Below are 14,286 nucleotides of genomic sequence, written 5' to 3' on the forward strand. Positions count from 1 at the left end.
GAATGATCGATTCATGAGTTCAACTCATGAATATCCCAGCATGAATACCGGCCATACTGATGCGCATGAGCATCAATCTCGGGATTTCTCACCTGAGGAGCATCGTCGCCATCGCCGACTACGCGAGCTTCACCGCGGCGGCCCACGCACTCGACGTGTCTCAGTCCTCGCTGAGCCGCTCGGTCGCCGAGGCCGAGCGCAGACTCGACGTCACGCTGTTCGAACGCACCACTCGCCGTGTCGAGCTGACCACGCACGGGCACGAGATCATCGAGCACGCCCGGCGGATGCTCCACGATTTCGACGACGGACTCACGCAGATCGAACGATTCGTCACCGGTGACCGCGGAATCGTGACCGTGGCATGCCTGCCCTCGCTCGCGGCCACGTTCCTTCCTCCGTATGTGGTGAGCTTCCGCGAGCAGCACCCCGACGTGCGCCTCCAGATCCGGGACGGACTACGTCAGGAGGTTCTCGACGCCGTGTACTCGGGCACGGTCGACCTCGCCCTTGTCACCACCTCGGGCATTCTGCCCGGCCTGCAGCAGGACGTCCTGACCAGCGACTCCTTCTATTGCGCTGTCGCGCCGACACATCCGTTCGCCGACCGGCCGGTACTGCGGTGGTCGGATCTCGCCGGACAGCCGTTCATCGCGTTCGGACCCGAGAGCAGCATCGCGGCGCCCGTCCGCCGGGCCGTCGAGGACGCACGCATCGAACTCGGTCCCGTCATGCAGGCGCAGAACATCGGCGCGGTAGCGGGACTGGCGGCGGCCGGGCTCGGCGTCACCGCGGTACCCGAACTCGTGCTTCCCATGATCTCGTTCGCCGGACTCGTCCACATACCCCTGCAGCCGACGGTCGAACGCACCATCTCCCTCGTTCAGGTCGCCGGCCGACCCCAGACGGCGAGCACCCGCGGTTTCGTGAACATGCTTCTCGCCGACCGAACTCCTGATCGAGGAACCGATTCCGGCTAGAGTTCCGGCATGTCACCTTCTCGCGCAGATCATCATCGACTGAACTACGTGGAGTTGTCGGTCACGGACCTCGCGGACGCGGAAGCGTTCTACCGCTCGGCATTCGGCTGGGAATTCAACGCCTACGGCCCGCAGTACGCGGGCATCGTCGGTGCGGACGGTGAGGAAGTCGGCGGCCTGCTGCAGGTTCCGGAACGGAAGCCGGCAGGCGGACCGCTGGTGCTGCTGTACTCGGTGGATCTCGACGCGTCGGTGGATGCGGTGCGGGCGGCCGGTGGCACCGTCGTCAACGGCCCGTACGACTTTCCCGGCGGGCGCCGCTTTCACTTCACCGATCCGAGTGGCAACGAACTCGGTGTCTGGTCGTCGGCCTAGTATCCGGCAGAGGATCTAGTCGCGGTGTGCGACAGGGCCGGTGGTCGCGCGGCGGACGAGGTGCGGCGCGAGTACGAGGTCGACGGCCTTGTCGCCGGCGATCTGAGCCAGCGCTCCGTCGACGGCGGCCTCGGCCATGTGCGTCGCGTCCTGGGAGATCGTCGTCATCTGCACGTGCGGAATCCTCGCCAGGCGGGAGTCGTCGTAGCCCATGACGGAGATGTCCGCGGGCACGTCCCGGCCACGGCGGACCAGTAGGTCGAGCACGCCGGTGGCGCACCGGTCGTTGAAGGCGACGACGGCGGTCGGGGGAGTGGCCATCTCCAGAAGTTTGTGCATGCCCTGTGCGCCTTCGGTTTCCGTCGTACCGCCCGCCACGACCGTTGCCGAAGCCGACAGTCCGTGCCGGTGCATCGCGGCCAGGAATCCGGCCCGCCGGTCCGCACCGCCGGGAGCGTCGGCGCCGTCGATGTGCGCGATGTTCCGGTGTCCGAGTTCGGTGAGGTGGTCGACGGCCAGGGTGATGCCGGCGACGTCGTCGCCCCGCACGGCACCGACTCCGGGCAGGCCGCTCGCGCGCGCCACGACGAGGGCGGGCACGCGGTCGGCCAGCGCGCCGAGCTCGTCGCTGTGGAACCGGGTGCCGAGGAGGATCGCGGCCTCGCAGCGCTCCCGCAAGAGCGCCTGGACGGCGACCTTCTCGGCACGACTCGGCGCGACCGCGCTGAGCATCACGTCGTATCCCCGGCGGGTGGCCGCCGCGTAGATCTGTTCGACGACATCGCCGTGGAACGGCTGCTGCAGTTCGAACACCACTCCGAGCAACCGGGAACTGGCCTGGCGCAGTTTCTGTGCGCGACGGTCGGGGACGTAGCCCATCTCGTCGGCGATGTCGAGCACCCGCCTGCGAGTGGCCTCGCTGGCGCCGGGAACTCCCCGCATCACGATCGAGACGAGCGCTGTGGAGACTCCTGCCGCTCGCGCCACATCGCCCATCGTCGGACGGGCGCCACCGGTCGATCCCGCCACCGGTTCGACCACGTGCACGACTCCTGTCCTCCCGGGCCCCGCGCTGTCCGCTCGAAGCTGCTCTTGACCAATGATCGCACGAGTCCTACGGTCTAGAACTAGAACGTACTAGTTCTCCTCTACCTCCACCCTTCCACTGCACTGGAGCGCACCCATGTCACTCAGCGAAGCCGCAACCGTCCACTCGACGGCGCCCGCTTCCCACCCGGTCCGCATCGCGACGATCGGTGCCGGACGCATCGGCTCGAATCACGCGGAGATCGTGGCCCGCCTGGTCCCCGGGGCGTCGCTCGTCGCCGTCAGCGACCCGGTCGGCGAGTCCGCGCAGCGCCTCGCCACCGCGTTGGGAGCGCCGATCGCCACCGCGACCGTCGACGACGTCCTCACCGGCGACGAGGTCGATGCGGTGCTGATCACCGCCCCCGCGCGAAGCCACACGGATCTGGTCGTCGCGGCCGCGGCCGCCGGCAAGCACGTGTTCGTCGAGAAGCCGATGGCAGTGACCCTCGCCGATGCCGACCGCGCCATCGCGGCGGCCGCCGACGCCGGCATCGTCCTGCAGGTGGGGTTCAATCGCCGATTCGCTCCCGGATTCGCCGCCGCCCGCGCCGCGATCGACGCGCAGAAGGTCGGAACCCCGCAGCTGCTGCGTTCGCTGACCCGCGATCCCGGGCCGTACACCGCCGATCCGGCACGCGTTCCCCAGTGGACGATCTTCCTCGAAACGCTCATTCACGACTTCGACACCCTCTGCTTCCTCAACCCCGGCGCACGCCCGGTGCGGGTGCACGCCGTGGCCGACGCCCTGGTACGACCGGACGCCAAGAGCTCGGGCCACCTCGACACCGCAGTGGTGACGGTCCAGTTCGACAACGGCGCCATCGCCACGGCGGAGGCAAGCTTCAGTGCGCTGTACGGATACGACGTGCGCGCCGAGGTGTTCGGCTCCGGCGGCATGATCACCGCAGGCAGCGGGCTCAGCACCGACATGACCTACTACGGCCCCGACGGGCTGCACGCCGACACCGCGCGCCGCGACACCGACCTCCTGCACTCCGCGTACGTGGGGGAACTGACCGCCTTCGTCGATGCGATCCGCACCCACACACCGGCCGTCGTCACAGGCCACGACGCCCGCACCGCGCTGTCGATCGCACTCGCCGCCGTCCGCAGCGTCGAGACCGGCTCCTCCGTCGACCTGGACCGGTGACACCGATGGCCACGTACACGCTCGCCGCCAGCGCCGAAATGATCTACCTCGACCTGCCGTTCCTGGACCGCGTGCACCGCATCGCCGAACGCGGTCTCCAGGTCGAGATCTGGGACTGGTCCACCAAAGACATCGACGCTCTCGCCGCCGTCGGCGCCGAATTCTCCTCGATGACGGGCTATCTGGAGGGCAACCTCACCGAACCCGACGGCGTCGAGGCGCTGCTCACCACGGCGCAGCAGTCCCTCGACGTCGCGAAGCGGCTCGACTGCCCGCGACTGAATCTGCACGGAACCGGGCTGGACAACCGGGGACTGCCCGTCCGACCGGTCGAAACGGTCACGCCCGCAATGTGGCTGACCGCCGCCGACACTCTGCGGAAGGTCGCCGAACTCGGCGAACAGGCGGGGCGGGTGTTCACGCTCGAGAACCTCAACCTCGCCGTCGATCATCCCGGCACCCCGTTCGCGACCGCGGCCGACACTCTCGCTCTCGTCCGGGCGGTCGACAACCCCCACCTGCGCATGAATCTCGATCTCTATCACGCCCAGATCGGCGAGGGGAACCTCATCGAACTCGTCCGAAAGGCGCTGCCCTACATAGGGGAGATCCAGGTCGCCGACGTCCCCGGACGCTGCGAACCCGGAACCGGCGAAATCCACTACCCGGCTGTCGCAGCCGCCCTCCGCGACCTCGGCTACACGGGCGTCGTCGGACTCGAAGGGTGGGCGAAGAACGATCCGGACGACGCGCTCGACGCGTTCGAGGCGGCATTCGCGCAGCCGTAGGGATGCACTGGCCGCCCGTCTGTCACGCGGGGGTCATCGTCGGCGTTCGCGCGCCGATCGGCCGCTGCCCGGACAGACGTCCGGTGTGGTGGGCCTCGATCATCCGCTGCTCCGCGCGTTGGGACCCGCGCAGCGGCAGGGAGGAGGCGGCCGCGGTGTCGAGGAGCGCGCGCAACGCCGGTTGCTCGGCGGCCAGCGCTTTCCACGTCGCATTCAGGGGGGTGCCGTCCTCGACCGCCTGGTCGAGGCGGGCCGCGAGGTGGTTGCTCCACCGGTGCTGAAGTGCGAGAAGGATGTTGTCGGCCGAGCCGAAAAGCTCGATCGCGCCGGGTACTTCGTCGAACCGCAACGCCTGTGCGGGGTCGGCGTGCGCCCGCCCCAGGACTTCTTCCAGTACCGCCCGGCGTGCACGGAAATCGTTCCACGACATCTCGGCCACCTCCGTAGTTTCGTTGATGACGGCAACGCTACGGATCCGCAGCAGCGGTTTCGCCGTGCCACGGTCGCGTTCTCGTCTCCTACCGTGGGTGGAGGGATCTCCGCTCCGGAGAGGACGCGGTGTGGGTGGGTCTTCGCCTACGCTGGTCGTGTGCAGGTGACGGCATTTTTTCGTCGACGCGTGGCGGAGAGTGAGTACGACTACCCGCTCGCTGTGCCGGTGTTCGCGCACATCGCCGTCGTTGTCATCGCCGGTGCCGCTGTCGCGCAACGCGACGGCTTCGTGCCGCCGGGGTGGGTCCTGCTGTGTGGCCTGGTCGCCGCGGTGACCCCTGTTGCGGGAGACATGATCAGACCGGGAGCGGTGCTTCCGCGTCCGTTCCTGGCCGTCGTCGTCATCGCGGCGGCCGCACTGCTGCTTCTGCAGCAGCCCGACACCGCGTTCGACTTCGCGCCGCTCATCCTGGTGATCCTCACCGCCGAGGTCGCGGCAACGGCATCACTGGCCGTCAGTCTCGCCACCTTGGCTGCCGCGATGGCAGTCCTGACTGCGTTTGCACTGACGGGCCGACTGGACGGTGCGCCTTACGCTCTCGCCGGAGTCGTGCTGGGCTGGGCCTTCGGCTACCTGATGCTCACACAGTTGCGCCTCCTTCATCAGGAGCGGGCCTCGAAGGCGATCCAATCCGAGCAGGCCGCCACCCGTGAACGCCAGCGAATCGCTCGCGAGGTTCACGACGTCATCGCCCACTCGCTGAGCATCACGCTGCTGCATCTGACCGCGGCGCGTCGCGCGCTCGAGCAGGACCGGGACGTCGACGACGCAGTGGACGCGCTCTCCGACGCCGAGCGACTCGGGCGGCAGGCGATGGCCGACATCCGGCGCACCGTCGGGTTGCTCGACGCAGGTCCGGCGGGCACCCGTCCCGAGCCGGGCGTCGCCGATCTTCCCGATCTGATCGACGACTTCCGCCGTGCGGGTCTGCCGGTGGCCTTCGACATGCGCGGGGACCTCTCTGCCGTGACCGGCGCAGTCGGTCTCGGCATCTACCGCATCACGCAGGAGTCGCTGGCAAACGTCGCCAAACATGCACCCGGCGCCAGTGCCGACGTGCGACTCACGATCGAGCCGGAACGCGTGACGCTGGATATCCACAACCCGACCCGAGGTCGGGTGACCCCACCGAACGGCTCACTCGGTTCCGGTCTGCGGGGCATGCGTGAGCGCGCCGCGCTGCTCGGTGGCACATTCCGCGCCGGCCCGGACGGCAGGGGATGGTCGGTGCACGCCGCGGTTCCATTGCCCCGAGACTCCTGCCGGCCGGCGATTCTCCGTCACATCCCGGGACTGTCGTGACGGGCCCGGAGATCAGGGTGCTGCTGGTCGACGACCAGGAACTGGTGCGGTCGGGGCTGCGCCGGATCCTGCGGCGCAAGGACGGCTTCGTCATCGTCGGCGAATGCGCCGACGGCTCGGAGGTGCCGGGCGCGGTGGCGGAGCACACCCCGGACGTCGTGCTCATGGACCTCCGGATGAAGAAGGTCGACGGCATCCGCGCGACCCGCGATCTCCGGTCGGGAGCGCAGCCGCCGCCGGTGCTGGTGCTCACCACGTTCGACGACGACGAACTGCTGTCCGGGTCGCTCCGCGCGGGTGCGGCAGGGTTCATCCTCAAGGATTCGCCTGCCGAGGACCTGATTCGCGCCGTACGCACCGTCGCCGAGGGCGGCGCCTGCCTCGACCCCGCAGTGACCGGACGCGTTCTCGCCACGTACCGCACCGTCGCGCCGTCGTCCGACGGGGGCCGGAACCACCTCACCGAGCTGACTGCGCGGGAACTCGATGTGCTCGCGCTCATCGGGCGTGGGCACAGCAACAGTGAGATCGGCCGTGAGCTGGGTATCTCGGGCGTGACCGTGAAGAGTCACGTCGGGCACATCTTCCTCAAACTCGATCTCCGCGACCGCGCGGCCGCCATCGTGTACGCCTTCGATCACGGCATCGTCTCCCCGGGCGGCGCCGGGCCGGATTAGGTTCCGACGGAACTCTTTTCATCCCGGCATCATTATGCGCGGCTACAGTCGAGTGGGAACCGGTCACAGGGCCGGTGCGCGACCGGGGAGGGTGAGCGTATGGGGTCGGTGTCGAAGGTGCGGCGTCTCGGTATGGCCGCGGCGGTGGGTTCCGCCGCCGGCTGGCGGTCTTCGCGGGTTCGGGAGTGGCAGCGGCACCACCGACTGGCGGCGCAACACCACTCCGCCGAACGTGAACGGCGGTGACGGGGGAGGGCTTTCGGCTGTCGTCCTCGACACCGGAAGGTCGAGCGTGCTGGTTCCGCATCGAATCGAACTGCCGCTGGTCATCGCGGCGGGAGGGGGCTACGGCTCGTTCGTGGAAGGCGGCGGACAGCCCGTGTTCGGATCCGACGGGTCGAGCCCGGCGGGCCTTGCCGGTGGTCCCGGATACGGCGGCAGCGCAGGAAGTTCCGGTGCGACGCTCCCGCAGGCCGTCGGCGACGGGATCGGGGCCGGGGCCGGCTGGTACGGCGGCGGCGGAGGCGCCGCCGGGGGACGGATCGGTGGCACCGGCGAGGCGAACGAGCCACCGGGCGGCGGAGGTGGCGGACTCTCCCTCGTGCCGTCGGGCGGCACGATCGGACTGTCTTCGACGGATTCGGTGCCCTCGGTCGTCGTCACCTTCGAGCTTCCCTGAAGAGTTCGTCAGAGCCGTGGTCGGCCAACGGGCCAGTTGTGCGTGAGTCGAAGTCACGGCAAATAGTTTCAGCAAAGTCTTGGCTGAGTCCAGAAAAGTAAGTCATAGTGGGTGGGTGCCGTCGATGCCGGATTACGCAGCGCTGCTGCGCGGGGCTGAGCTTCGCGTGACCCGCCCGCGGGTCGCGGTGTTGGAGGCCGTGCACGCGCGCCCACATGCCGATACGGAGACGATTTTCGGAGCGGTGCGCACCGTTCTGGAAGGGGTGTCCCGGCAGGCCGTGTACGACGTGCTGCACGCAGTGACCGCTGTGGGATTGGTGCGGCGGATTCAGCCGCCCGGCTCCGTTGCTCGGTACGAGTCGCGGGTCGGAGACAATCACCACCACGTCATCTGCCGGTCGTGTGGGGTCATTGCGGACGTCGACTGTGCCGTCGGCGAGGCGCCCTGCCTGACCGCGTCCGACGACAACGGTTTCCTCGTCGAGGAGGCCGAGGTCATCTACTGGGGTCTGTGCCCCGACTGCTCGACTTCACAGACTTCTCGATCGAACCCATGACCACAGCCCAGTTTGGTCTCTCCCGGAAGGAATGTTGTGTCCGATAGCTGCCCGGTCGCTCATGAGGGAAACACTCAGAGCACCAGTGAAAGTGAAAACCCCGTAATCCCGTCTCCCACTCCGGCGGCGCACCGCCCGAGGACGAACCGCGACTGGTGGCCGAACCAGCCGGAGCTGTCGGTGTTGCACGCCCACACGTCCAAGTCGAACCCGATGGGCGTGGACTTCGACTACGCCGAGGAGTTCGCCAAGCTCGACGTGGAGGCACTCAAGCGCGACGTCATCGATCTGATGACGACCTCGCAGGACTGGTGGCCCGCCGACTACGGCCACTACGGCGGCCTCTTCATCCGGATGAGCTGGCACGCCGCAGGCACCTACCGCATCGCGGACGGTCGCGGCGGTGGCGGTCAGGGCGCTCAGCGTTTCGCCCCCCTCAACAGCTGGCCCGACAACGCGAGCCTCGACAAGGCCCGCCGGCTGCTCTGGCCGGTGAAGCAGAAGTACGGCAAGCAGATCTCGTGGGCGGACCTCCTCGTCTTCGCCGGCAACTGCGCCCTGGAGTCGATGGGGTTCAAGACCTTCGGGTTCGGATTCGGCCGCGAGGACATCTGGGAGCCCGAGGAGATGTACTGGGGTCCGGAAGACACCTGGCTGGGCGACGAGCGCTACAGCGGCGATCGCGAACTGTCCGGTCCGCTCGGGGCCGTGCAGATGGGTCTCATCTACGTGAACCCGGAAGGGCCCAATGGCCAGCCGGATCCGCTGGCAGCCGCCCGCGACATCCGGGAGACGTTCGGCCGCATGGCGATGAACGACGTGGAGACCGCTGCGCTGATCGCAGGCGGCCACACCTTCGGCAAGACGCACGGCGCAGGCGACGCCGACCTGGTCGGTCCTGAACCGGAAGGCGCCCCGATCGAGCAGCAGGGCCTGGGCTGGAAGAGTGCCTACGGCACCGGCGTGGGCAAGGACGCGATCACCAGTGGTCTCGAGGTCGTGTGGACCCCCACGCCGACGAAGTGGGACAACAGCTTCCTGGAGGTCCTGTACGGCTACGAGTGGGAGCTGACCAAGAGTCCCGCCGGTGCCTGGCAGTGGACCGCCAAGGACGGCGCAGGCGCGGGCACGATTCCCGACCCGTTCGATTCGTCGGCGGGACGTGCTCCGACGATGCTGACCACGGACCTCTCGCTGCGCATCGACCCGGCCTACGAGAAGATCACCCGGCGTTGGCTCGACCACCCGGAGGAGTTCGCCGAGGAGTTCGCCAAGGCCTGGTACAAGCTGCTGCACCGCGACATGGGACCCGTCACGCGCTACCTCGGCCCGTGGGTGCCGGAGGCGCAGCTGTGGCAGGACCCGGTCCCCGCGGTCGATCACCAGCTGATCGGGGACAGCGAGATCGCCGCGCTCAAGGCCAAGATCCTCGACTCGGGCCTGTCCATCTCCCAGTTGGTGTCCACCGCCTGGGCGTCGGCAGCCACCCACCGCAGCACCGACATGCGTGGCGGCGCCAACGGGGCGCGGATCCGGCTTGCGCCGCAGAAGGATTGGGAGATCAACAGCCCCGCCGAGCTGTCCACGATCCTGCAGACCCTCGAGCAGATCCAGCAGGACTTCAACTCGTCGCAGTCCGGCGGAGTGAAGGTCTCACTCGCGGACGTGATCGTTCTGGCCGGCGCTGCGGCTGTCGAGAAGGCGGCGAAGAACGCCGGTCACGACATCACGGTCCCGTTCACGCCGGGTCGTACCGACGCCACACAGGAGCAGACCGATGTGGAGTCGTTCGCCGTGCTCGAGCCGAGGGCCGACGGGTTCCGCAACTACCTCCGGGCGGGGGAGAAGTTGCCTGCCGAGGCACTTCTGGTCGACCGGGCCTACATGTTGAACCTGACCGCTCCGGAAATGACGGTTCTCGTCGGTGGCCTGCGTGCACTGAACGCCAACTTCGGCCAAACGAAGCACGGCGTCTTCACCGACCGGCCCGAGGCGTTGACCAACGACTTCTTCGTCAACCTCCTCGACATGGGTACGGTGTGGAAGGGAGCGGCCTCGGCCGAGAACGTCTACGAGGGCACCGATCGTGTCACGGGTGACGCCAAGTGGACCGCCACCGCCGTCGATCTCGTGTTCGGTTCGAACTCGCAACTGCGTGCTCTTGCCGAGGTGTATGCCACCGACGACGCGCAGCAGAAGTTCGTGCAGGACTTCGTTTCTGCCTGGAACAAGGTGATGAACCTCGACCGGTTCGACCTCGACTGATCATGGTGATCGGCCTCGGCCGATCAACCGTCGTCTGGCCCGGCACCCGCGAGTGGATCCTCGCCGGGTGTCGGGCCAGATTTGTGGTTATTCAGAGGTGTGGGAGCGCCGCGGTGAGAAAGACTGTGCCGGCGGCGATTCCGAAAGCGCCGGTGAGAATGCCCAGCAGTGCTTCCAGGGACTTCGGCTCGCTTCCTTCGACGGCAGGGTGCCGGTTGGCGGCGATGCCGGCAGCGATGGCACAGGCGCCGAGAACGACGCCGAATCCGAACATCCAGAACATCACTATCGACAGGGCTCCCAGCATGACCGAGATGTCGCTCCAGCGTTCGCCCTGCAGGTGCTGTGGTCTGGCGAGCCGGGAGAATCGTGCCGGGGAGCCGTCGGGATTGTGTCGCGACGATCCGTTGTGGACTTCCAGCAAAGATCGGGTCATCGGCCGAGCCTCGGCGAGTCGATCGGAACGCAGCACAGCAACACACCTCCCGTGATCGTCAAAATGGCCCGCCACCTCAGCGAGCACCTCAACCACTGTGCATAAGAAATTTAGCACTCGGCAACCTTGAGTGCCAGTTCTGGTGGCGCCCGCCGAAACCTGGACGGCCGCTATCAAATGGTTACTGCGTCGGGAAGCTGGTCGTTCGGACGCCGCGGTGCTAAATTCCGGATTGCACAGTGGGCCGCGCCCGCCGCCGTGACGGGCGCGCAGGAATTCGGGAGGTGCAGAGCTGTGCGTCGAGAAGAAGGCGGAACATCGAATCAGAGTGCGCAACGCCGAGTAACGGAACTGCGCGAGGACGAGCCCATCCGGTGGCCGGACCCCAGTCCGCTCAGCAGTTGGTGGGATCGGGTTGTCTGGGGTGCACGGGGGTCGACGACATGACGAGCCCGTCGTCCGACGCAGGGTTCAGCCGGTCGACAGTCTCTCGGCGTTACGCACCGCGGTCTCGAGGTGCCTGTCCGCGGTGCTCAGGTCGAGCCGGGCATCGCTGAGGCTGTCGATCACCTGTTCCCGCGAGGCGCCGTCGCTTGTGCTGTCGAGCAGGTCGAACGCGTCGGTCAACTCCTTGATGCGGTTTTCGAGTGCTTGCAGATCGAACCGCAACCGACCGGTGCGCTCGACCAGGTCGTCGACGTCCACGGCTGCCCCTTTCGTCCCCGGACGCGCTGTCGCATCACCCTACGTCCGTCTACCCGCGGATCCGGGTGTGAAACCCCGCTGCGAGTGGCGGCCTATCGGTACACCAGGCCGCCGTCGATCAGTCCCGCCTGCCCGGTCATGTAGTCGGAATCCGGTCCGGCGAGATACGACACGTAGGCGGCGACGTCCTCGGGCGTCTGCGCGCGACCGAGGGCGATGCCGCCGACGAACTTCTCGAACGTGGCGCCCTTCGGCGCGCCGGTGAGGGCCGCGAAGCGTTCATCGATGGTGACCCACATGTCGGTGCCGACGACGCCGGGGCAGTAGGCGTTGACGGTGATGCCGTCCGACGCATACTCCTTCGCCGCGGCCTGGGTGAGGCCGCGGACCGCGAACTTGGTCGCCGAGTACACGCCGAGCATCGGGAATCCCTCGTGGCCGGCGATCGACGAGGCGTTGATGATCTTCCCGCCGTGTCCCCGTTCCCGGAACTTGGCTGCCCCGACCTGGATACCCCACAGCACGCCTTCGACGTTCACGGCGAGGATGCGTGAGACCTCCTCCGGTGTCACGTCGGCGATCGGGTTGACCTGGGCGATTCCCGCGTTGTTGACGATGATGTCGAAGCCGCCCAGTTCGCGCTCGGTCCGGTCGACGGCAGACTGCACCTGATCGCGGTCCGTCACGTCGGCGACCAGTGAGATCGCCTTCACTCCTACCGCCCGGACCTCGTCGGCCACCGCATCGACCCGGTCGCCGTTGACGTCGACGAGCGAGATGTCGGCGCCGTCCGACGCCAATCGCAATGCGGTCGCGCGTCCGATGCCCTGCCCCGCGCCGGTGACCAGAGCGACTTTGCCCTTGATGCTCATCCCTGACTCCTGCCTGTTGTGATCGTCCTCACAGATGAGCCAAGCATTCTTCACGGCGCGGTTGCAAGGGTTGCACTCGGTTGCAGTGTGGTCGAGTAGACCGTCGATTGCATTCGCCCCCAATGGAAATGGGGGAACCGCCCCTGGTTCGGCGTCCGCATCCCCGGTAGGCTCGGCCGGGTGAGTACTTCCGGTTCGGTTCGGCACCGCCTTCCCGCGGTCGGCTCGGGCGTCGATCTACCCCGGCACGCGAGGTTGTTGAGTCAAGTGCACGATGCCGTTCTCTCGGGACGGCAACCGCCCGCGCAGCCGCGCGACGTCGTCGGCCGATCGTGGTCGCGGCTACAAGCGGACGGGGTCAGCCCCGACCGCTGCGAGGACGTGGTGCTCGCCGACTACGCCGAGGTCGAGGCCCGGCGTACGCGAACTGCTCTGCGATCGGTCCTTCCCGAGCTTCGCAACACGTTGACACAGGTGGCGGAAGACGCGAACTTCATCGTGGTGATCGCGGACGCCGACGGGGTGGTGTTGTGGCGCGAAGGGTCGCGCGGCGTGCGAAAGGCCGCCGACGCGCTGGGGTTCATGGAGGGCGCCCGGTGGTCCGAGGGGGCGGTGGGCACGAACTCCATCGGAACAGCGTTGGTGGAAGATGCTCCCGTGCAGCTGTTCTCGGCAGAGCACTACGCGCGGTCGCACTGCGGGTGGTCGTGTACCGGGTCTCCGGTGCACGATCCACGTAGCGGTGAGGTGCTCGGCGTCGTCGACATCAGTGGCTCGGCGATGTCGGTTCATCCGACGACGGTGGCACTGGTGCAGACGGCGGTCCGGTTGGCCGAGGCCACACTGTGGCAGGAGCACACGATCACTCTCGAGAAGCTCCGCGGTCATGCCGCACCGGTGCTCGGGGCGACCGCAGGGCCTGCCGTCGTGGTGGACCGGCACGGCTGGGTCGCCGACGCACGCGGGTTGGCCGTTCCCGACCGGTTGGTGCCCCCGCGTCTCGGCACGCCCCTGCTCGTGCCCGGGTTGGGGGTGTGCATGCCGGAACCGCTCGGTGACGGCTGGCTGGTGCGCCGCGGAGGCAGACCGACGACCATCGCAGTGGAACTCGATCTCGGTGACACCCCGCGAGCAACGGTGCGAGGCGACACGAGTTGGACCCGAGCGCTCTCACCCCGCCACGCGCAGATCCTGCGAGTGCTGGCCGAAACGGGTTTCGCTGGAATCGATGCCGCGTCATTGAGTGCGGTGCTGTTCGGTGACCGCGACCACGTGGTGGCCGTCCGCGCCGAGATCTCCCGTCTCCGGAAGAGCCTCGGCCCAATTCTGTCCACCCATCCGTATCGGTTCGCGGACGGTGTCGACGTGCACGTCGCCGGGTGACGAACCTTCCCGGTGTCTAACTCCTCGCCGATCGCACGGCGACGAACCGGCCCAGGTCGGCGCGCAGTTGCGGGTCGAGGCACTGACCGGCCGGTCCGGCGAGGATCTTGCGGAGCCGGGCCACGTAGCACGCGGGTGTCATACCGAATTCGACGAGGAGATCACCGGTGGTGCCACCGCCGTACGGCAGCCAGCGACAGGCGAATTCGATGACCTGTGCGTCTTCGATGACGGAATCGTTGATCACGGGTTGACACTCCTGTCGGGTCGGACGGCTGCGAGATGGGTGAGGGAGTCCGCGAGCGGGCGGCCGTGGTGGGCCATCGCCTGCGCGTAGAGTCGGCCGGCGCGGTAGGAGGAGCGGACGAGGGGTCCGGCCATCACGCCGGCGAAGCCGATCTCGTCGGCAGTGGTGGAGTGCGCCACGAATTCCTCCGGCTTGACCCACCGCTCGACGGGGTGATGCCGCGGCGAGGGACGCAGGTACTGGGTGATGGTGATGATGTCGCAGCCGGCGTCGTGCAGGTCGTGCA

Annotated in this window: 16 protein-coding genes and 1 pseudogene; 10 read left to right on the top strand and 7 right to left on the bottom strand. The window is 67.8% G+C overall.

Features of this window, described 5'->3' with window-relative positions:
- Positions 1-59: 59 nt before the first annotated feature.
- Complete coding sequence (locus QM841_RS03565) at positions 60-980, top strand: LysR family transcriptional regulator (RefSeq protein WP_317570044.1); 921 nt, start codon at positions 60-62, stop codon at positions 978-980.
- 9 nt (positions 981-989) lie between these two features.
- Positions 990-1,355 (top strand): VOC family protein, encoded by a 366-nt coding sequence (locus QM841_RS03570; RefSeq protein ID WP_283330940.1) that lies wholly within the window; start codon positions 990-992, stop codon positions 1,353-1,355.
- Positions 1,356-1,370: 15 nt separating this feature from the next.
- Here the strand turns inward: QM841_RS03570 and QM841_RS03575 are convergent, their stop codons facing one another.
- Positions 1,371-2,351 carry a LacI family DNA-binding transcriptional regulator gene (locus QM841_RS03575; protein WP_283330971.1) on the bottom strand — a complete coding sequence of 327 codons (981 nt, stop codon included), beginning with the start codon at positions 2,349-2,351 and terminating at the stop codon, positions 1,371-1,373.
- A 187-nt stretch (positions 2,352-2,538) separates the two neighbouring features.
- On the opposite strand from QM841_RS03575, the gene QM841_RS03580 reads away from it, so the two are divergent.
- Complete coding sequence (locus QM841_RS03580) at positions 2,539-3,594, top strand: Gfo/Idh/MocA family oxidoreductase (protein ID WP_283330941.1); 1,056 nt, start codon at positions 2,539-2,541, stop codon at positions 3,592-3,594.
- 5 nt (positions 3,595-3,599) lie between these two features.
- Complete coding sequence (locus QM841_RS03585; RefSeq protein ID WP_283330942.1) at positions 3,600-4,382, top strand: TIM barrel protein; 783 nt, start codon at positions 3,600-3,602, stop codon at positions 4,380-4,382.
- 22 nt (positions 4,383-4,404) lie between these two features.
- Here QM841_RS03585 and QM841_RS03590 read toward each other — a convergent pair whose 3' ends face one another.
- Positions 4,405-4,821, bottom strand: coding sequence for a hypothetical protein (locus QM841_RS03590; protein ID WP_283330943.1), 417 nt, complete (start codon positions 4,819-4,821; stop codon positions 4,405-4,407).
- A 180-nt stretch (positions 4,822-5,001) separates the two neighbouring features.
- Here QM841_RS03590 and QM841_RS03595 point away from each other — a divergent pair, with 180 nt between their 5' ends.
- From QM841_RS03595 to katG, 5 genes are all read left to right on the top strand, one after another.
- Entirely contained in the window at positions 5,002-6,177 is a 1,176-nt protein-coding gene (locus QM841_RS03595; protein ID WP_283330944.1) for a sensor histidine kinase, read from the top strand.
- A gap of 17 nt (positions 6,178-6,194) precedes the next feature.
- The gene (locus tag QM841_RS03600; protein WP_283330972.1) at positions 6,195-6,854 is read left to right on the top strand and encodes a response regulator transcription factor; all 660 of its coding nucleotides are present in this window, start codon (positions 6,195-6,197) and stop codon (positions 6,852-6,854) included.
- Positions 6,855-7,146: 292 nt separating this feature from the next.
- Positions 7,147-7,533, top strand: coding sequence for a hypothetical protein (locus QM841_RS03605; RefSeq protein WP_283330945.1), 387 nt, complete (start codon positions 7,147-7,149; stop codon positions 7,531-7,533).
- A gap of 115 nt (positions 7,534-7,648) precedes the next feature.
- Positions 7,649-8,092, top strand: a complete 444-nt coding sequence (locus tag QM841_RS03610) for a Fur family transcriptional regulator (protein ID WP_005243590.1) — start codon at positions 7,649-7,651, stop codon at positions 8,090-8,092.
- Positions 8,093-8,128: 36 nt separating this feature from the next.
- The gene (katG, locus tag QM841_RS03615; RefSeq protein ID WP_283330946.1) at positions 8,129-10,357 is read left to right on the top strand and encodes a catalase/peroxidase HPI; all 2,229 of its coding nucleotides are present in this window, start codon (positions 8,129-8,131) and stop codon (positions 10,355-10,357) included.
- 91 nt (positions 10,358-10,448) lie between these two features.
- Here katG and QM841_RS03620 read toward each other — a convergent pair whose 3' ends face one another.
- The 3 genes from QM841_RS03620 to QM841_RS03630 form a co-directional block, all read right to left on the bottom strand.
- Positions 10,449-10,793 carry a hypothetical protein gene (locus QM841_RS03620; protein ID WP_283330947.1) on the bottom strand — a complete coding sequence of 115 codons (345 nt, stop codon included), beginning with the start codon at positions 10,791-10,793 and terminating at the stop codon, positions 10,449-10,451.
- A gap of 471 nt (positions 10,794-11,264) precedes the next feature.
- Positions 11,265-11,498: a hypothetical protein gene (locus QM841_RS03625; RefSeq protein ID WP_105417380.1), complete on the bottom strand. Its 234-nt coding sequence runs from the start codon at positions 11,496-11,498 to the stop codon at positions 11,265-11,267.
- A gap of 92 nt (positions 11,499-11,590) precedes the next feature.
- Complete coding sequence (locus QM841_RS03630; protein ID WP_283330948.1) at positions 11,591-12,370, bottom strand: acetoin reductase; 780 nt, start codon at positions 12,368-12,370, stop codon at positions 11,591-11,593.
- A 180-nt stretch (positions 12,371-12,550) separates the two neighbouring features.
- Between QM841_RS03630 and QM841_RS03635 the strand changes: the two genes are divergently transcribed.
- Positions 12,551-13,753, top strand: coding sequence for a GAF domain-containing protein (locus QM841_RS03635; protein WP_502943211.1), 1,203 nt, complete (start codon positions 12,551-12,553; stop codon positions 13,751-13,753).
- Positions 13,754-13,769: 16 nt separating this feature from the next.
- On the opposite strand, the gene QM841_RS03640 is transcribed toward QM841_RS03635, so the two are convergent.
- Together QM841_RS03640 and QM841_RS03645 are read right to left on the bottom strand one after the other, a co-directional pair.
- Positions 13,770-14,000 carry a hypothetical protein gene (locus tag QM841_RS03640; RefSeq protein ID WP_283330949.1) on the bottom strand — a complete coding sequence of 77 codons (231 nt, stop codon included), beginning with the start codon at positions 13,998-14,000 and terminating at the stop codon, positions 13,770-13,772.
- A pseudogene (locus QM841_RS03645) lies at positions 13,997-14,286 on the bottom strand (lipoyl synthase); the annotation flags it as partial. The pseudogene QM841_RS03645 and the gene QM841_RS03640, both read right to left, overlap by 4 nt.

Source organism: Rhodococcus sp. IEGM 1307, from assembly GCF_030056915.1.
GTDB classification, from domain to species: domain Bacteria; phylum Actinomycetota; class Actinomycetes; order Mycobacteriales; family Mycobacteriaceae; genus Rhodococcus_F; species Rhodococcus_F opacus_D.

Coding starts and splice junctions, on each gene's coding strand:
- QM841_RS03565 (WP_317570044.1), top strand. CDS start 60: ATGCGCATGAGCATCAATCTCGGGATTTCTCACCTGAGGAGCATCGTC.
- QM841_RS03570 (WP_283330940.1), top strand. CDS start 990: ATGTCACCTTCTCGCGCAGATCATCATCGACTGAACTACGTGGAGTTG.
- QM841_RS03575 (WP_283330971.1), bottom strand. CDS start 2,351: ATGGGCGATGTGGCGCGAGCGGCAGGAGTCTCCACAGCGCTCGTCTCG.
- QM841_RS03580 (WP_283330941.1), top strand. CDS start 2,539: ATGTCACTCAGCGAAGCCGCAACCGTCCACTCGACGGCGCCCGCTTCC.
- QM841_RS03585 (WP_283330942.1), top strand. CDS start 3,600: ATGGCCACGTACACGCTCGCCGCCAGCGCCGAAATGATCTACCTCGAC.
- QM841_RS03620 (WP_283330947.1), bottom strand. CDS start 10,793: ATGACCCGATCTTTGCTGGAAGTCCACAACGGATCGTCGCGACACAAT.
- QM841_RS03630 (WP_283330948.1), bottom strand. CDS start 12,370: ATGAGCATCAAGGGCAAAGTCGCTCTGGTCACCGGCGCGGGGCAGGGC.